Source organism: Martinezella sp. CNPSo 3959, from assembly GCF_057784355.1.
This window is the reverse complement of record NZ_JBXSOV010000001.1, coordinates 334841-352261: the sequence shown is the minus strand read 5'-3', so window position 1 is coordinate 352261 and position 17421 is coordinate 334841. Positions and strand designations below refer to the sequence as shown.

At 58.9% G+C, this 17421-nt stretch carries 19 protein-coding genes; 11 read left to right on the top strand and 8 right to left on the bottom strand.

Annotated features, from left to right (window positions below):
* Nucleotides 1-231: 231 nt before the first annotated feature.
* The 3 genes from pip to AC13RE_RS01815 all read right to left on the bottom strand — a co-directional run bounded on the left by pip (nucleotide 232) and on the right by AC13RE_RS01815 (nucleotide 2643).
* Complete coding sequence (gene pip / locus AC13RE_RS01825; RefSeq protein ID WP_488561748.1) at nucleotides 232-1194, bottom strand: prolyl aminopeptidase; 963 nt, start codon at nucleotides 1192-1194, stop codon at nucleotides 232-234.
* Nucleotides 1195-1266: 72 nt separating this feature from the next.
* On the bottom strand, nucleotides 1267-1896 hold the full coding sequence (locus AC13RE_RS01820) for a PilZ domain-containing protein (protein ID WP_132716632.1): 630 nt from the start codon (nucleotides 1894-1896) through the stop codon (nucleotides 1267-1269).
* Between the two features lie 123 nt (nucleotides 1897-2019).
* On the bottom strand, nucleotides 2020-2643 hold the full coding sequence (locus AC13RE_RS01815; protein WP_488561747.1) for a PAS domain-containing protein: 624 nt from the start codon (nucleotides 2641-2643) through the stop codon (nucleotides 2020-2022).
* Nucleotides 2644-3061: 418 nt separating this feature from the next.
* Here AC13RE_RS01815 and AC13RE_RS01810 point away from each other — a divergent pair, with 418 nt between their 5' ends.
* Together AC13RE_RS01810 and AC13RE_RS01805 are read left to right on the top strand one after the other, a co-directional pair.
* A complete protein-coding gene (locus tag AC13RE_RS01810; RefSeq protein WP_132716630.1) occupies nucleotides 3062-3832 on the top strand; it encodes a rhomboid family intramembrane serine protease in 771 nt (256 codons plus the stop codon).
* Between the two features lie 165 nt (nucleotides 3833-3997).
* Nucleotides 3998-4432, top strand: a complete 435-nt coding sequence (locus AC13RE_RS01805; protein ID WP_488561746.1) for a CBS domain-containing protein — start codon at nucleotides 3998-4000, stop codon at nucleotides 4430-4432.
* Nucleotides 4433-4646: 214 nt separating this feature from the next.
* On the opposite strand, the gene AC13RE_RS01800 is transcribed toward AC13RE_RS01805, so the two are convergent.
* The 3 genes from AC13RE_RS01800 to folE all read right to left on the bottom strand — a co-directional run bounded on the left by AC13RE_RS01800 (nucleotide 4647) and on the right by folE (nucleotide 6801).
* Nucleotides 4647-5606 (bottom strand): patatin-like phospholipase family protein, encoded by a 960-nt coding sequence (locus tag AC13RE_RS01800; protein ID WP_132716629.1) that lies wholly within the window; start codon nucleotides 5604-5606, stop codon nucleotides 4647-4649.
* 108 nt (nucleotides 5607-5714) lie between these two features.
* On the bottom strand, nucleotides 5715-6164 hold the full coding sequence (gene hisI / locus AC13RE_RS01795) for a phosphoribosyl-AMP cyclohydrolase (RefSeq protein ID WP_112338982.1): 450 nt from the start codon (nucleotides 6162-6164) through the stop codon (nucleotides 5715-5717).
* 25 nt (nucleotides 6165-6189) lie between these two features.
* Nucleotides 6190-6801 carry a GTP cyclohydrolase I FolE gene (gene folE / locus AC13RE_RS01790; RefSeq protein ID WP_488561745.1) on the bottom strand — a complete coding sequence of 204 codons (612 nt, stop codon included), beginning with the start codon at nucleotides 6799-6801 and terminating at the stop codon, nucleotides 6190-6192.
* Nucleotides 6802-7094: 293 nt separating this feature from the next.
* Between folE and AC13RE_RS01785 the strand changes: the two genes are divergently transcribed.
* The 5 genes from AC13RE_RS01785 to AC13RE_RS01765 all read left to right on the top strand — a co-directional run bounded on the left by AC13RE_RS01785 (nucleotide 7095) and on the right by AC13RE_RS01765 (nucleotide 11752).
* Entirely contained in the window at nucleotides 7095-7547 is a 453-nt protein-coding gene (locus tag AC13RE_RS01785; protein ID WP_132716628.1) for an iron-sulfur cluster assembly scaffold protein, read from the top strand.
* 128 nt (nucleotides 7548-7675) lie between these two features.
* Nucleotides 7676-8119 (top strand): membrane protein insertion efficiency factor YidD, encoded by a 444-nt coding sequence (gene yidD, locus AC13RE_RS01780; protein ID WP_488561744.1) that lies wholly within the window; start codon nucleotides 7676-7678, stop codon nucleotides 8117-8119.
* A gap of 5 nt (nucleotides 8120-8124) precedes the next feature.
* A complete protein-coding gene (locus tag AC13RE_RS01775) occupies nucleotides 8125-8652 on the top strand; it encodes a DUF1697 domain-containing protein (RefSeq protein WP_488562528.1) in 528 nt (175 codons plus the stop codon).
* Nucleotides 8653-8780: 128 nt separating this feature from the next.
* Nucleotides 8781-10769, top strand: coding sequence for a threonine--tRNA ligase (gene thrS, locus AC13RE_RS01770; protein WP_488561743.1), 1989 nt, complete (start codon nucleotides 8781-8783; stop codon nucleotides 10767-10769).
* 143 nt (nucleotides 10770-10912) lie between these two features.
* Entirely contained in the window at nucleotides 10913-11752 is an 840-nt protein-coding gene (locus AC13RE_RS01765; protein WP_132716624.1) for a lysophospholipid acyltransferase family protein, read from the top strand.
* Between the two features lie 74 nt (nucleotides 11753-11826).
* Here the strand turns inward: AC13RE_RS01765 and AC13RE_RS01760 are convergent, their stop codons facing one another.
* Entirely contained in the window at nucleotides 11827-12942 is a 1116-nt protein-coding gene (locus AC13RE_RS01760; RefSeq protein ID WP_488561742.1) for a hypothetical protein, read from the bottom strand.
* A 108-nt stretch (nucleotides 12943-13050) separates the two neighbouring features.
* On the opposite strand from AC13RE_RS01760, the gene AC13RE_RS01755 reads away from it, so the two are divergent.
* The 4 genes from AC13RE_RS01755 to AC13RE_RS01740 all read left to right on the top strand — a co-directional run bounded on the left by AC13RE_RS01755 (nucleotide 13051) and on the right by AC13RE_RS01740 (nucleotide 16116).
* Entirely contained in the window at nucleotides 13051-13638 is a 588-nt protein-coding gene (locus AC13RE_RS01755; protein ID WP_488486609.1) for a nitroreductase family protein, read from the top strand.
* Nucleotides 13638-14243 carry a flavin reductase family protein gene (locus AC13RE_RS01750; protein ID WP_488562527.1) on the top strand — a complete coding sequence of 202 codons (606 nt, stop codon included), beginning with the start codon at nucleotides 13638-13640 and terminating at the stop codon, nucleotides 14241-14243. Before AC13RE_RS01755 ends, AC13RE_RS01750 begins: the two co-directional genes overlap by 1 nt.
* A 112-nt stretch (nucleotides 14244-14355) precedes the next feature.
* A complete protein-coding gene (locus AC13RE_RS01745; RefSeq protein ID WP_488562526.1) occupies nucleotides 14356-15510 on the top strand; it encodes a DUF2336 domain-containing protein in 1155 nt (384 codons plus the stop codon).
* Nucleotides 15511-15648: 138 nt separating this feature from the next.
* Nucleotides 15649-16116: a GNAT family N-acetyltransferase gene (locus tag AC13RE_RS01740; RefSeq protein ID WP_488561741.1), complete on the top strand. Its 468-nt coding sequence runs from the start codon at nucleotides 15649-15651 to the stop codon at nucleotides 16114-16116.
* A gap of 4 nt (nucleotides 16117-16120) precedes the next feature.
* Here AC13RE_RS01740 and AC13RE_RS01735 read toward each other — a convergent pair whose 3' ends face one another.
* Nucleotides 16121-17299 carry an AI-2E family transporter gene (locus AC13RE_RS01735; RefSeq protein ID WP_488561740.1) on the bottom strand — a complete coding sequence of 393 codons (1179 nt, stop codon included), beginning with the start codon at nucleotides 17297-17299 and terminating at the stop codon, nucleotides 16121-16123.
* Nucleotides 17300-17421: the final 122 nt, after the last annotated feature.

Sequence of the window (17421 nt, the reverse complement as noted above, 5' to 3'; positions counted from 1 at the left end):
AATTTGAGGGATTTCGGTATGGATTGCAGCAATGCAAGAGTCTGACATCCGCTGTTTCCAAACAGCTTTCAGCTATGGGGATCGTTAACGGCCGCGTGCCAATTAAGGCAGTAGACGTCTGTATTGATACAGAGTTCGCGTGGCGACAGGTCGGATTTGGTGTTGGAAATGGCTGCAAGAGCCTGAACTTGTCCCATTTTGGGAAAACCGGCTCAAAAATATTTTTGATTTTTATTGCCGAGTGTGCAGGCGAAGCCCATTGGTCGCGCGGGTGATCGCAGCCGCCATCTCCACGACCGCCAACGAGTGTGCCGCGTTCGCGACGACCACCAGTTCCGCCTCTGGCCATACCTGTGACAATTCCCAGGCGGTGACGAGCGGTGCTTCGAGGTCCAAACGACCATGGATCATCGTGCAGGGGATACCGGCGAGCCGATGGATGTCGCGCAGGATCTGCCGCTCCTCGAGCCAAGCCAGATGGTGGAAGTAATGGGTGATGATCCGGGCGCGCGCCGTCAGATAGCGTGGGTCGGACCACCGCGGCGACAGGGTTGCGCGCGGATCGACCAGGATCGAGGCGGCTTCCCATTCGTGCCAATCCCTGGCCGCTTTCACGTGGATTGCCGGGTCGGGATTGCGCAAAAGGCGGTAATAGGCGGCAACTAGGTCACCATCGCGATCAATCTCAGGTACAGCGGCCCGAAAGCGTGCCCATTCCACAGGAAAGAAACGGCCGAGACCTTGATAGAGCCCATCGATTTCCGATCGCCTCGTCATGGTGACGCCGACGAGGAGCAAGCTTTCCACCCGCTGCGGATAGGTTTCGCCATAGGCAAGCGCAAGCGTGCAGCCCCAGGAATTGCCGAATATGATCCAGCGTTCGATTCCGAGACGCAACCGCAATTGCTCGATATCGGCAATCGTGTGCCATGTCGTATTGGCCGAGAGATCGATCAGCGGTTCCGACGCATGCGGAAGACTGCCGCCGCAGCCGCGCTGATCGAATTGGATGATCCGATAATATTGCGGGTCGAAATAGCGCCGTGTTCCAGCCGAACTCCCTGATCCCGGGCCTCCGTGCAGGATGAGGACGGGTCTACCCTCGGGATTGCCCGATTGCATCCAGTAGATGCGCTGGCCGTCGCCGACCTCAAGCAGGCCTTCGTCAAAAGGGATTATGTCCAGGTAGGGCATGTCGCGGTCACGCATCGAAGAGAAGATAGAGATCGCTATTTCGCGACGCTGCGTGACGGGAAGATGACGGTATCAGAGAAATTCGCGCAAGGTTTCGCGAGACTGTAGCGAAAGGAATTCGATCGCAACGCCCTCTATGAAATGACGCACGACGCGGCCGCGCATATTGCCGAGACGCACCGGCGTTCCGATGGTGGGGCGTATTTCGACGTCGACCGCTGCGCCTGAGAGCGAGAGGTCCATGATGCGGCAGACATATTGCGTACCGTCGTCGAGCGTGAGTTCGCTGCGGGTATTGCGCGGCGTCAGACGATCGTGGCGGCGATCTTCCGGCAGACCGAGTTCGTGCTTGTTGGCAAGCCATGTCAGTTGCGCCGCAAGCTTTTCACGCTTCCGCTCGGTTGCATTGATCGACATGGTGAAACCGCGGCCGTCGACCGCAACGACATAGCCCTCGACTCGGCCGAGGTGGTCGATATAGGCGACGACCCGCTCATCGGCGCGCGGCCGTCCCAAACAGGTCACATGAAGGTCGCCCGGCGACATTTCCGTGACAACGCATTCGAATTCCTCATAATTTGCCAGCATCAGACGACCCTGCATATTGATCGGGACCCGCTGAAAGGTCCGCTGATCATTACGAGCAGCATTGCCTGTCATTTGATTGGGCCGCGTCGCCTGGGCTGGCTGAAACGAGTGCATGGAGGCGTCTTGAATCCTATTGCGTCTCATCCAACTAATAGCCGCAACTCCTTAAAGTAAGGTTGTCTTTTCAGAGGCATAAATAAGAGACGATCGTCTATCTTGTTCCGCACTGGGTCAGTTCTAACCCTGTCGCGCCCCATTTTTTGCTTGAATCAACTTTCGGCGGACCCATTCACCAAGGCTCGTGCTTCCCCGATGTGGCAGAAGATTTGCGGGGTCTGGATGGGGAGGCGCATCCACGAGCCGCACGCGGCGCTCGCGAAGCAGCCGGCTGCGATCCAGCGCCAGAAATTCAAGGTGTTCGTTGCCGAGCCAAGGCGCATAAACGGTTGGCGTCAGACAGCCAAGCAGTCTGTCGCAAGTGTCGCTCGATGTGCGCACCGGCAGCAATATCATCTCGAAGGTCATGCTACGGCCGCTGATACAGTAGCCCGTCGCATGAACCAACGCGGGAACCACGTGTTTCATCACGCCGGCGGCTATGCGTACCGGGTCATCCTGCTGGCTGCCAGCCCAGAGCGCTGCGAAATTCTCGCCACGGAGTTCGCGCCCCATCAGGTTGCAGATCGCCGTACCGGCCAGGCGGAAGCGGGGATTATCGTCCACCGTATTTTCCAGGATAAACAGCTCGGGAAGAATGTGGCCGATTGCCGATGGCTGTATCAAGTTGCGCAGGGGAGCATCCGCGTTGCCGCGTAAACGCTCCCAATAGGTAAATATATCGGTGCTCGTCTTATGGCGCATAATGCGTCCGTGTCCCATTTCACTTCAACTACAAGGGCATTCATTGCCCTCGAAACTGACGTTGCGAATTCCATGCCAGAACCGGCCCGTTAGGGTTAACGAAGGGTTTCGGTTGCCTTGTCGAGCGGTCGATGTAAATCTTTGTTCATCACTTCACCAAGTGACCTTCAGCACGAATTTCCCGGGCGCCGGACGAACCATTGAGGTCAGATCCGGAGAGGAGCGCCCCGGTATGCCGCCCGACACTACGGGCGGCTTTTTTTTTGATTTTCGCTGCGTTATGTGTCGATGACTTCCGGAGCCTTTCCGCTTTTCTTCGAATCGCGAAAACGCTCCATCCCTTTGTTTTACGCAATTCCGGATGGAAAACCGCTTCGCACTTTTCCTGGAATTGCTCTATCGACAAGCAGAGCAAGACATGGATGACGAACAGCTGCCGCGCCCAGAGCCGGAAAATCCGCGGCCGCAGCAGCGGGTCCCGGCCTTCAACTTGCCTCCTGCTATTCTGGCGAGCCTTGCCGTCCTGATCGTCATTTTTGCGGTCATGAACCTTCCCTGGTGGTCGGACGATACGCTGAACTGGATTTATTTCGCCTTCAGCTTCATCCCGGCCCGCTATGCCTTTCCCTTGTCACAGCAGGGGCTGGAATGGCTTTGGACGCCTGTCACCTATTCGCTGCTGCATGGCGGGATCGAGCATATCGTGTTCAACAGCCTTTGGCTGATGGTCTTTGCGGCACCCGTGGCACGACGCATCGGCGCGCTGCGCTATGTGATTTTCTGGATTTTCTCGTCGGCGGCCTCCGCCTTCCTGCATGCGGCACTCTACTGGGGAGACCAGACGCTGTTGATCGGTGCGTCCGGTGTCGTCTCGGCGCTGATGGGGGCGGCTTGCCGCTTTGCCTTTCCGGCGATGGACGGTCGCAGAGTGTCCATGCGGCAGGCGCATCTCAACCCGCGCCTCGGCATTTTGCAGTCGCTTCGAAGCCGGACAGTCGTCGCCTATATCGTCATGTGGGTCGCCGGCAATGCGCTTGTTGCTTTCGGCATCAACCTTGCGGGCGACAGCTCTCAGCCGGTGGCCTGGGATGCTCATATCGGCGGCTTCCTGTTCGGATTCCTGCTTTTCGCGCCCTTTGACCGGCAGCCGCCCGAGGAAGTTCGGGAACCTTTACCACTCGATGAATGAGCTGTTGCTTTCTTACTGACACAGGCGCACCATTGGCATCCGTCGATCGTGGGATGAGGAGATCGACCGACCGACGGGCAAAGCGCCGGTTTGAGCTCCGGGGGTAATTTCGGAACATATCGGACGCTTCAGGTGTTCATCATGCTTTCGAGATGGGAGGATCGAATGTCAGTTTCCGTAAAGGCCATACTTGAAGCCAAAGGCCGCGACGTCGTGACGACGGGCGGCAATACGACCGTTGCAGAGGCCGCGAAAATTCTGAACGAGAATCGGATCGGCGCTATCGTCGTTGTCGGACCGGGCGGCAAGATTTCCGGCATCTTCACCGAGCGGGATGTGGTCAATGCCGTTGCCAAGCAGGGGCAGGAATGCCTCAACAAGCCGATTGCATCGATGATGACGGCCAAGGTGCACCGCTGCAAGGAAGACACGACAACCGACGAATTGATGGAACTGATGACGATGCGCCGCTTCCGTCATGTTCCCGTCGAGGAGAAAGGCAAGCTTTCCGGCATCATCTCCATCGGCGACGTCGTCAAATGGCGTATCCGCGAGATCGAACTCGAGGCCGAACAGATCAAGGCCTATATCGCCGGGTGAGGCGAAGTTCGAGACGCCTCAGGCAATCGACCCAGCGGGCCGATTGCAGCGATCAGCGTCTCACGCCGAAAGCGAGGGCAAGCCTCGTTTTTTACAGATTTCGGATGACCCGCCAGAGCGGTTCAGTTTTTCACGGAATCTCTGAGCCGCTCTATCTCTTTGTTTTCACGCAATTCCGGACGGAAAACCGCTACGCACTTTTCCTGGAATTGCTCTAGCGCGCGTAGGTTTCCTGCATGCGGCGGATTTCCGGCAATCTCGTCAAAGTTTCCTCATAGCCGCGTTCAATAGCTTCGCCGGCGCGATGGAATTCCGACAGGCCGATATCGCTGAGGCGGGGATGCATCGCAAGATCCGGCGGGTCTCCGGCAAGACGGGCGCGAGCAATCCTATCCTGGATGATATTGAAAGCCTGCACCATGACGCCGGTCATGCCGAGTTTCATGGGCGGCGTCTCATCCCGCCGCAGCAAATCTCCGTTCGGCTGGCCCACATTGTGTTTGACGACAGCCGAGCGGCCGAAAAGGTCATAGTTCAGATTGACCGCCGCCACGAGCGGCTGCTCATAGGAACGGCATACCGAAACCGGAACGGGATTGACGAGCGCGCCGTCGACCAAGGTACGGCCATTGCTTCGTACCGGCTCGAAAATGCCGGGCAGGGCATAAGAAGCCCTCAGCGCCGTGATCAGCGAGCCGTTCGCAATCCAGACCTCATGCCCAGTATTCAATTCCGATGCGACAGCGACAAAGGGGCGGTCCAGATCCTCGATCGAAAAGCCTTCCAGGTGCTCCTGCATACGCTTGGTCAACCGCATGCCGCCGAACAATCCGCTGCCGCCGATGGTCAAGTCAAGAAGACTGGCGATGCGGCGCATCGTCAAAGAACGGGCAAAGGCTTCGAGTTCGTCGAGCTTACCTGCAAGATAGCAGCCGCCAACCAGGGCGCCGATCGATGTGCCGGCGATCATGCCAACTTCGATGCCTGCCTCGTCGAGCGCGCGCAGAACGCCGATATGCGCCCAGCCCCGCGCCGCGCCGCCGCCGAGCGCCAGAGCGATTTTGACTTTCCTGGGGGGAGCCGGAGGGAGAAGCGGATTGGAGGTATCCTGCGAGAGGCCTGAATCGGTTAAGTTCTGTCCGCCGTTAAGACGATTCAAGCCCCAGTTCAGCATTTAAACGCCTCCTCCAAGGCTCCGTGTGCCTCGGCTAAAATACTGTCCCTTTTTCGTTTCAAAATCGTATACTGGTTGTGGTTGGTTGAAACACCATCCCCGATAGATCTACTGCTTGTAAACTTCTTCCGGATTGAAATGCAGGTGATCGTCGGTCACGCTCAGTACCGGCTTGCCGTCTTCGAGCTCGACCGTTCGGTAGAAGCAGGAACGACGGCCAGTATGGCATGTTGCGTCATGTCCGGCCACCTCCACTTTCAGCCAGATTGCATCTTGATCGCAATCCGTGCGGATCTCCTTGACCGATTGCAAATTTCCGGAGGTTTCGCCCTTTTTCCAGATCTTTCCGCGCGAGCGGCTGAAATAATGCGCCGTGCCTGTCTTGATCGTCAGGGCGAGCGCTTCGGCATTCATGTGCGCAACCATCAGCAGCTCGCCATCCTGCGCATCGGTCACGATCGCGGTGATCAGGCCGCGATCGTCGAAGCGAGGGGTGAAATCGCCGGCATCTTCGAGTTCGGATTTATCTTCGGAAGGCGCATTGAAAATCAGATTCATCTCCGGCTCTTTCGTTGAAGCCCGGTCAGCGACCTCGGACCAAAGACATGAAGCGGGCCTGTTCAGCCGGATCGGCCTTGAAGGCACCCGTGAAGGTCATCGTCAGCGTCGAGGAACCCTGCTTCTGCACGCCGCGCATAGCCATGCACATATGCTCGGCGTCGATCATGACCGCGACACCGCGGGGACGCAGCGTATCGTCGATCGCATTGGCGATCTGAGCCGTCATGGCTTCCTGCGTCTGCAGGCGGCGGCCGAAGATTTCAACGACGCGGGCGATCTTGGAGAGGCCAAGCACGCGGCCGTTCGGCAGATAGGCGACATGCGCTTTGCCGATGATCGGCACCATATGGTGTTCGCAATGGGAGAAAAACGGAATATCGCGGACGAGGACGATGTCGTCGTAGCCCGAAACCTCTTCGAAGGTTCGGCCGAGCACGTCTTCGGGATTCATGTCATATCCGGCGAAAAGCTCGCGGTACGCCTTGGCGACACGCGCAGGCGTATCGAGCAGGCCTTCGCGCTGCGGATCATCGCCAGCCCAGCGAAGCAGAAGGCGAACTGCGTCTTCGGCTTCCTTCTGCGACGGGCGTTCGGAATCAACGGCTTGCGGAAAGTTCTTTACAATGGCGTCCATTACCTGTGGTTCTCCTGATCCGCCAAGCGGATATCATCTTGTCGGACTCGCCACTGGCATTCCCCGAGGTACGGAGATTGTGTACCTTTGGCGGGCTCCGGGGCGTTCTGGCTGGCGGACAAGCCTGCCGTCCTGCACGGTTTCCCATCAAACTTACAGAAGACCATTGCATTTCGATGGTCTTCGAACGACATACATATAGTATGGCATTGTCCCTGTGAAAGTGTCCTGAACGGACACGCTGTGTTTTTTGTTTTGAAACGCAAAACAGGTGCATCGGAGCGAAATCTGTGATGGACGACATCTACAACAGCAAAATCCTGGAGTTTGCCGGCAATATCGGCCGCATCGGCAGCCTTCCCGACGCCGATGCCAGCGCCCAGGCCCATTCCAGACTGTGCGGTTCTCGCGTCAAAATCTGGCTGAAAATGGACGGCGATGTGGTGACCGATTTTGCCCATGACGTCAAGGCCTGTGCGCTCGGCCAGGCATCGTCGTCGATCATGGCCCGCCATGTTGTCGGTGCTTCGGCGGAAGAAGTCCGCAAGGCCAGGGAAGACATGCTTGCCATGCTCAAGGCTGACGGCGAGGGGCCGGAGGGCCGTTTTGAGGATATGCGTTATCTGAAGCCCGTCAGGGATTACAAGGCGCGTCATGCCTCGACGATGCTGACATTCGATGCGGTCGTGGATGCCATCGGGCAGATAGAAGCGGCGCGGGCCGAGGTTGTTGAGGCCGTATCGTGAGTATCTTTGTGCCGAGAGCGCATACCCCCCTCTGTCACTTCGTGACATCTCCCCCACAGGGGGGGAGATTGTTGGGAGAAAGCCGCACCCTTCTGATATTGCCACTAGGTCTCGAGGGGTAGCCGCTCATGTGCTATCTCTGCTCGATCCAGGATGATGAGGATGAAGGTGGAGCTGCGGCTGGCTCCAAGCCGATCTCCCCCCGTGTGGGGGAGATGTCACGAAGTGACAGAGGGGGGTATGGGGCACAGCAGGTTGGCCGAAACTATTCCGGGCCTTTCCGCAAGACGCCCGACCGGCTTTTCGGAATGGGCCTCATTCGCCTATATCAGCTGACGCTTTCCGGCTTCATTGGCAATTCCTGCCGCCATATCCCGACCTGCTCGGAATATGGCTATGAGGCAGTTGCCCGCCATGGGCTTTGGGCTGGCGGCTGGATGACATTGTTTCGCGTCGCGCGCTGCGGGCCGGGAGGAACGAGCGGGCTCGATCCGGTTCCCGGCGAGCTGGAGCGCCGCTATCATTGGTGGACGCCCTGGCGCTATTTCCGCCTTGGGCAAAAGGCTGCCTGACCCGCATGGCGGTCTATGTCGCATTGCTCTACAGCATTGGCCTCGACTCGGGCCGCAGAGTTGTTATGGCCGATCTCAAGGCCATGGCGGAGAGTTTAGGCTTTCGCAATGCCCGAACGCTTGTCGCAACCGGCAATCTCGTTTTCGAAGCCGAGCCGCAGCCGATTGCGTCGATCGAGGCACAGCTTGAGACCGGCTTCGCTGCGGCTTTCGGCAAGCATGTCGATATCATCGCGCGTGATGCCGACGCATGGCTGAAACTTGCCGAGGGCAATCCTTTCCTCGACGGGATCGCTAGCGAGGTCATCGTGCGGGTGATGCGCCAGCCGCTCGAACCGGACGTTCTTGATATGCTCGCGAGATATAGGCGAGATGAGCGCATGGCCGTTGTCAACGGCGATCTCTGGATCGATTTCGGCCTCAAGGCTAGTAACACGAAAATGCTGCCGGCCCTGACGACAAAGCGGCTCGGCATCGGAACGATGCGAAACTGGAACACCGTGCGCGGTTTGGCCGAGATGATCCGGGCCTAGCGCCGCTTTTCCTTTACTAGAATACGAAATACCGCTATCAGGCGCGCGGACTTAAGTACGCATTTACTTAGTCCGTATCTTTCGAAACCACCCGCATTCGTTGGCGGGACTGGACAAGGAGAATATAAATGTCCCAATCCGTTTCCTTGACATTTCCCGATGGTTCCGTGCGCAGCTTCGCTGCCGGCACGACCGGTCGCGATGTCGCCGAATCCATTTCCAAGTCACTTGCCAAGAAAGCTGTCGCCATTGCCGTCGACGGCACCGTGCGCGATCTTTCCGATCCCGTGACCGACGGCAAGATCGAGATCATCACCCGGTCGGACGACCGTGCGCTGGAACTGATCCGCCACGACACCGCGCACGTGCTTGCCGAAGCCGTACAGGAGCTTTGGCCGGGAACGCAGGTGACGATCGGCCCGGTCATCGAAAACGGCTTCTATTACGATTTCGCCAAGAACGAGCCGTTTACTCCCGATGATCTGCCTGTGATCGAGAAGCGGATGCGCGAGATCATCCAGCGCAACAAGCCGTTCACCAAGGAAATCTGGTCGCGCGAGAAGGCGAGGGAAGTCTTTGCCGCCAAGGGCGAAAACTACAAGGTGGAGCTGGTCGATGCGATTCCGGAAGGTCAGGATCTGAAGATCTATTACCAGGGTGAATGGTTCGATCTCTGCCGAGGTCCGCACATGGCTTCGACGGGCCAGATCGGCAACGCCTTCAAGCTGATGAAGGTCGCCGGCGCCTATTGGCGTGGGGACAGCAACAATCCCATGCTGACCCGCATCTATGGCACGGCGTTTGCCGAACAGTCGGATCTCGACAACTATCTGCACATTCTTGCTGAGGCCGAAAAGCGCGATCATCGCCGTCTCGGTCGCGAAATGGACCTGTTCCATTTCCAGGAAGAAGGCCCCGGCGTCGTCTTCTGGCACGGCAAGGGCTGGCGCATGTTCCAGACGCTGGTGTCCTATATGCGCCGGCGGCTGCAGGGCGACTATCAGGAAGTCAACGCACCGCAGGTGCTCGACAAGTCGCTTTGGGAGACCTCGGGTCACTGGGGCTGGTACCGTGACAACATGTTCAAGGTCACCGTCGCCGGCGACGATGCCGACGACGATCGCGTCTTCGCGCTGAAGCCGATGAACTGCCCGGGCCATATCCAGATCTTCAAGCATGGCTTGAAGTCTTACCGCGAACTACCGATCCGCCTTGCGGAATTCGGTGCAGTGCATCGCTATGAGCCTTCGGGTGCGTTGCATGGCCTGATGCGCGTGCGCGGCTTCACGCAGGATGATGCGCACATCTTCTGCACCGACGAGCAGATGGCGGCAGAGTGCCTGAAGATTAATGATCTCATTCTCTCGGTCTATGAGGACTTCGGCTTCAAGGAGATCGTCGTCAAGCTCTCGACCCGCCCGGAAAAGCGCGTCGGTTCGGACGAACTCTGGGACCGTGCCGAAAGCGTGATGATGGACGTGCTGAAGACGATTGAGGCGCAGTCCGAAGGACGCATCAAGACCGGCATTCTGCCGGGCGAGGGCGCTTTCTACGGTCCGAAGTTCGAATATACGCTCAAGGATGCCATCGGCCGTGAATGGCAGTGCGGTACGACCCAGGTCGATTTCAACCTGCCGGAGCGCTTCGGTGCCTTCTACATCGACCAGCACTCTGAAAAGACGCAGCCTGTCATGATCCACCGCGCCATCTGCGGCTCGATGGAACGCTTCCTCGGCATTCTGATCGAGAACTTTGCCGGCCATATGCCGCTCTGGGTCTCGCCGCTGCAGGTCGTCGTCGCGACCATCACCTCGGAAGCCGATGCCTATGGCGAAGAAGTTGCCGAAGCGCTGCGCGACGCCGGTCTCGATGTCGAGACCGACTTCCGTAACGAGAAGATCAACTACAAGATCCGCGAGCACTCGGTGACGAAGGTTCCGGTGATCATCGTTTGCGGCAAGAAGGAAGCCGAAGAGCGTTCGGTCAATATCCGCCGCCTCGGCAGCCAGTCGCAGACATCCATGTCGCTCGACGAGGCGATCGCCTCGCTTGCTCTCGAAGCGACGCCGCCGGACATTCTGCGCAAGCGCGAAGCACGGCGCGTCAAGGCCGCTTGACGCCATCATACCTGACGGCACCTTCAGGGTGCCGTCAGAGAACTGACATACAGCTTTCATATAGTTGATGAATCAACGCGTTGCTGTGGCTGCAGCATGTGACGCAACTGAGACCATAGGAGCGGGGCAGCCCCGTCGCGCACTTGGAATTCAAAGAATTATCCTACGCCAACGAACGGGACACGCGGATCAAGCGCTGGTTCATCCGCTCCATCGAAGGTCTTTCCGGCCGGGACCGTTACGCCCGGCTCTACGATATCTGGCGCACCGATATCGTCGGCAAGAGCGAGCGGGTCTTCGGCAAGATGCTCGATCTCATCGATGTGCGCCTGCTCATCAAGGGCGAGTGGCCGCCGAACCAGATTCCAGAGGCGCCGATCGTCATCGTCGCCAATCACCCCTACGGCATCGGCGACGGGATCGCGGTGCTGGCGCTTGCCGAGCAACTGGGGCGCCCCTTCAAGGTCCTCATCAACAACGAATTGTTGAAAGTGCCTGAAATGAACGACTATTCGCTACCGGTTTCCTTCGAGGAAACTAAGGAAGCGATGGCAATCAACATGAAGACCCGGCATGAGGCTGTTCGCCTGCTCAAGGAAGGCACGACGATCATCGTCTTTCCAGCCGGCGGTGTGGCAACCGCCAGGAAGGGTTTCGGCCGGGCGGAGGATCTGCCCTGGAAAATATTCCCGGCGAAACTCATTCAGGCGGCCCGCGCCAGCGTCATTCCCATCTATTTCGAGGGACAGAACGGCCGGCTGTTCCATCTGGCAAGCCGGATTTCGATGACCCTGCGCATCTCGCTGCTGATCCGCGAATTCCGGCGTCTCTCCGGCAGCACCATCACTGCCCATATCGGCGCTCCTCGCAGCTGGGAGGCCCTTAGCGAGGGCAGTGACCGCAAGGATCTGCTGGCGAAGCTCTATGGCGCAGTCTTCTCCATGGCCCCGCCGAGAAAGCTGCTCCGGCGTCGGGCGGGATGAATCGCGAGACTTTTGTCGCCGAGTGAACTGTCTGGATTGTTCGCGCCAGCGACAAAATGGCGACGTCGCAGTCGTCAATCCATGCTATCGCCGTCGTCGCCGCCAGCGGCCGGCGCCAATTGTTCATAGGTGGGCAGCGGCTGCTGGTTGGTTGTGGCCGGCGGTGTCTGGCTCTGGCGCATTGGCGGCATCTGGATCGGTAGCTGTCGGGCCGATTGTTCGGTATCGACCTCCTGCGGCTGTTGCTGTTTCATCAGCACTTCCACATCCGTATTCATGCCGGCGGCGACGGTAAAGTCGCGCTGATAAATCTTGTCCTTGTTTCGGGCGACGGCCGTGTAGCGGCCTTCCGCAAGCACCATGGTCGGAAACGCGCTGACGCTTTCGCCAACGATATCGCCCGCAGCTGTCAGGATCGACCAGGCAGTATCGGCGATTGCCTCGCCGCCGGCATCCGAAACCAGCTTGAAGGTGATCTTTGCCGCCCTGTGCTGAATGGTCGCTTCCGTCACCTTGCCGGCTTCCACCTGGATATCGGCGCGGATGACGGCATTGACCTCGCCATATTCGGAGACGACATGATAGGTGCCGGCACTGAGGCCGACGAGCGTGTTTGGTTTGACGTCGTCCATGACAAGACCGCGTTCGCCGTCTTCTTTGGTTTCGCTCGAATAGATCGAGAAGCTCAGCTCGTTCGGAGGGATGCGGACATCGGGCCCGGATACCGCGTTCAGAACGATGCCACCGGCATCGAGAACCATCGTCTGCTTCTGGGTGTCGCCGCTTTCAGGCACGCTCAGCCGCTTGGTGACGCCGGCGCGGCCGAAAGAGACATTGACGAAATAGTCGCCGGGCAAAAGGTGAAAGGAGGCCGAGCCTCCGCGCGAACTGGCAACCAGCGGCAGCTTGCCATCAGCGCCCGCAATCGGGCTGAAGACGTACCAGGCGAGGCCCTGCTGCTGCGGGCCGCTCTGGGGCGTGAGTTTGGCTTCGAGGGAAACGTCGCGCAATGTGCGCGCAGGCGAATTCTCGCCATTCGGTGCCACGAAAGCATTGAGCTTCGGCATCTTGACGCTGCCGTCGAGCTGCTTGAATTCCTTAAAGGCATCCTGTGCCGGGACGGCAGTGTTCATGCTCACAAGCATCGCGAAAGCCGCGCTCAATCGGCGAGCGGATGAAATGCCTGACATGAATACCCAACCGATTGACTTCCGATAAAACACACGCCACTTCAAAACCAATGCGGTGGCAAATTCAAGACCTACATCCCATAAAGCCCAAATGAAGGCAGTTCCCTAATGAAAACCGATATCAAGCTGGTCGACTATCTCGCGGTGCGCCGATCCATTCCCGCGTTTCAAATGTCGGAACCAGGCCCGGACAAGGCTGAAATCGAGGAGATTCTCCGGTTGGCGTCGCGTGTGCCGGATCATGGCAAGCTCGCGCCCTGGCGCTTCATCGTCTATCGCGGCGGGGAACGCGCCCGCATCAGTGAAGAGCTGCTGAAGCTCGCGCTGGAAGCCAAGCCGGACCTGTCGGAGGAAATGATTCAGGTCGAGCGCACCCGGTTCACTCGTGCACCCGTGGTCATCGCAGTCGTCAGCAAGGCGGCGCCGCATTTCAAGATCCCGGAGTGGGAGCAGTTGATGTCGGCGGGCGCGCTTTGCTTGAACTTGCTAATGGCGGCCAATGCCCATGGCTGGGTCTCCAACTGGCTGACGGAATGGTTCGCCTTCGACGAACGCGCCTATCCGCTGCTCGGCGTCCAGCCTGGCGAGAAGGTCGCCGGCTTCATCCATATCGGCTCCACAAGCTTCCCGCCGGTCGAACGCCCGCGCCCGGAGCTGTCGGAAACGGTGACCTGGATCGGCGGCGAGGACGCATGATGTTCTATACGACAGACACCAATCGCCACGGTCTGGCGCATGATCCGTTCAAGGCGATCGTCGCGCCGCGGCCGATCGGCTGGATCGGCAGCAAGGGCAGGGACGGTTCGCTGAACCTCTCGCCCTATTCCTTTTTCAATGCCGTCAGCGATCGGCCGAAACTGGTAATGTTTTCTTCCGCCGGTCGAAAGGACAGCGTGCGCAATGTCGAGGAAACCGGCGTCTTTACCGCCAACCTCGTCAGTCGCCATATCGTGGAGAAGATGAACCACTCTTCGATTGCCGTTCCCTATGGGGTCAACGAATTCGAACTTGCCGGACTGACGGCGAAGCCGGGCGAGCTGGTCGATGCCCCCTATGTCGCCGAAGCCTTTGCCGTGCTCGAATGCCGGGTGACTGAAATCCTCCAGCCCAAGGGTCTCAATGGCGAGACATCCGAAAATATTATGGTCATCGGCCAGGTCGTCGGTATCCATATCGACGAGACGATCATTCGCGAAGGCAGGCTGGATATGGCGTTGGCGCGTCCCATCGCACGCATGGGCTACATGGATTATAGCGAGGGCAGCGAGGTCTTCGAGATGATGAGGCCAAAGGCGCCCTGAAGGCGCCACTCATGCCTGCCGGAGAAAGGTTAACAAGCAAGGTAAACGTCCCGTAAACCTTTGCCCGATAAGGTGAAGCCTAGGAATTTGCGGGGCAAGAATCGCCTCGCCGATATCGGGGCGTTACGTGATCATAGAAGCATTCCTTCGCTGGGCTGAAACCGCCAAGGCAGAAAGCAGAACCCGGGCGGCCAATGCGCTCGGCAGGGCCTATCTGCAATCGGAGATGCCGGAGGAAGAGCGCGCGGCCGCCGAGATGGCGATGACCTATCTGCTCGACGATCCGTCTCCTCGCGTGCGGTTAGCGCTCGCAGAAGCGGTCGCGCATTCGACCGGCGCCCCGCGGAACGTCATTTTGTCTCTAGCCGAGGATCAGCCTGAAATCGCCGGGCAGATCATCCTGTTTTCGCCCGTGTTCACCGATGCCGATCTCGTCGATCTCGCATTGCGGGGTAGCGAAGTGACGCGGGTACTGATCGCGTCGCGCGGGGAGGTGCCGTGTGCCGTCTGTGCTGCGCTTGCCGAGATGGGCGGAGAGGTCGAAATTCTGTGTCTGCTCGAGAACGACGGCGCCTTGCTTTCGCAGGCCTCCCTCAAGCGCATCGCAGAGCGCATGGGCGACTGCGCTGACATACGCGGACTGCTTCTTTCCCGGGACATTTTGTCCGCAGATATCAGGCACCTGCTGATGCGGTACGTCAGCGAAGCGCTTTCGGAATCGCCTCTCGTCCAGAGTTTTGTCGGCAGCTCCAGGCTGCAACAGGTCACGCGTGAGGCGACGGAATCCGCAACCGTTGCCATTGCAGGAACGGCGCAGCACGAGCAATTGCCTGATTTCGTCGAGCATCTGAGGCGCAGCGGCTGGCTGACACCGGCATTCCTCATGCATGCGCTATGCTCCGGCAAGGTCGATTTCTTTGCCTGCGCGATCACCAATCTTTCCGGATGCGACGAACGACGCGTGCGCTCGATCGTTTCCAGAGGACGCGTCCATGCCCTGCGGGCTCTCTACGAGAGCGCCGGCTTGCGCCGAGATATCAGCACGATCTTCGTCGAGGCGACGGTGATCTGGCGCGAATCCTCCCGCAGGAACGGTATGGCGATGCTGGAAGATGTTTCTTCGCGGCTGATGCGAAAGTTCCGCCTTGCGGAGCCACGTCCGGTTGCTGCAACGCAGCTCCTCGACATGGTCGAGAAGCTTGCCAATGCCGAAAAGCGGCAAACTGCGCGCAGCTTTGCCGCCCTGGCGACGCTCGCCGCCGCGTGATATCCAGCCGGCGTTCTAAAGCGCGTCACGATCTTTCAGATTCGCTTCCCGCGCTTTAGGTCTTTGATTTTACGCATGTCGTTATCGTAAAACCGCCGCACACTTTTGCACGACATGCTCTAGGTTCCGAGGTTCATCTTGTCACTGACGATCGCTATCGAATCCCCGCGTCAGGAAGGCGTCATTCGCCTTCTCGACATGTCTAGCGCCTATGCGGAATCGCTCTACCCGGCGGAAAGCAACCATATGCTTGATCTGTCTTCGCTGGAGAAGGCTGAGGTGACCTTCTGGGTCGCCAGGGCAGAGGGGACGATCGTTGGATGTTGCGCGTTGGTGGAAGCCGGCGACGGCACGGCGGAGATCAAGCGCATGTTCGTCGATCCAGCCGCCAGGGGCCGAAGCGTCGCACGCAGGCTCATGGAAACGCTCGAAGCGGCAGCGCACGAAAAAGGTCTTTCCGCGGTGCGGCTTGAAACCGGCATATATCAACCGGAAGCGATCGGACTCTACCGGAAATTCGGCTATCTCGAAATTCCGCCTTTCGGCAGCTATCAGCCGGATCCACTGAGCCTTTTCATGGAAAAACGGCTGGAACAGACCAGCTGAGCAATCAACCCTCGGCAGCATCCCGGACATGCAATTGCAGTTCGGGCTCCTGCGCGTGCTGCTCCTCGGTCAATTCGGCTTCGCGAATCCATTCGCGCCAAATGGCAACGATGATGGCCATCAGCACCGGGCCGATGAAGAGCCCGAGGAAGCCCATGGTCTTCACGCCGCCCACAAGGCCGAAAAAGGTTGGCAGGAAGGGCAGCTTGATCGGCCCGCCGACGAGTTTGGGGCGAAGCGTCTTGTCGACAATGAAAAGCTCGATCGTACCCCAGAGGAAGAGGCCAATACCGGCCCAAAGCGAGCCGCTGGCGACGAGATAGATCGAAACGAGCGACATCGAGAGCGGGGCGCCACCCGGGACAAGAGCCATGACGCCCGTGAGAACGCCGAGCGTGATGGCCGATGGAGCGCCGGCAATCCAATAGGCCACACCGAGAACGATGCCTTCACCGATAGCGATCAGCGTCATGCCCATGACGGTAGAGCTGATCGTCGCCGGCACGACGCGGGAAATCCGTTCCCAGCGATTGGGAAGGATACGTTCGCCGAGCAGATCGACCTGGCGAACGAAGGTCGAGCCATCGCGATAGATGAAAAACAGGGCGATCAGCATGAAGAGCAGGGTCAAGACGACGTGGAAGGCGCCACCGCCTGCTGCGAGTACTGCCCTGTAGATATTGCCGATATGGGCGCCGCTTACGAGCTGCGCCAGCTCACCGAGTGAGCCAGGGCTGCCGACATATTGCGTCCACTGCTCGCCGAGCCAGGAGCCGACGACCGGCAAAGCCAGAATCCACTGCGGCGGCGGCGCCCCCTCACGATTCACATGGATTGCCCAGCCGAACCATTCGCGTACTTCTCCGGCCATGTAGAGGGCGGAAAGAACGATCGGCAGAACCAGAAAGGTCACGATGAATGCGATGGCGATGGTGGCGGCAACTGTCGTATTCCCGCCCGTTCGCCGGACGATATCGCTGTAAAGCGGCCAGGTGGCAAAGCCGATCACCGCGGCGGCCAGAACCGGAACGAGAAAGCCGTAGAAGAAATAAATGCCGGCAATGGCAATCAGAATCAGCAGCCAGCGTGCCGCGGAAATGGATGGGATCAAAGGCATGCGCGCATGCGCGCTCGGCCCCAGCCACCGGTGTTCCTTTGGCTTATGACGTTCAAATACACCCACCGGTCTTACTTCGCCCCAATTTACTAGATCATCCGGTTATGGGGTATGATCTAGGCCGTTTCAAGAGCAACGGCTTCAAGCTTCTTATTCAGCCGTTATGACAATAGCACGACTGCCCTGCG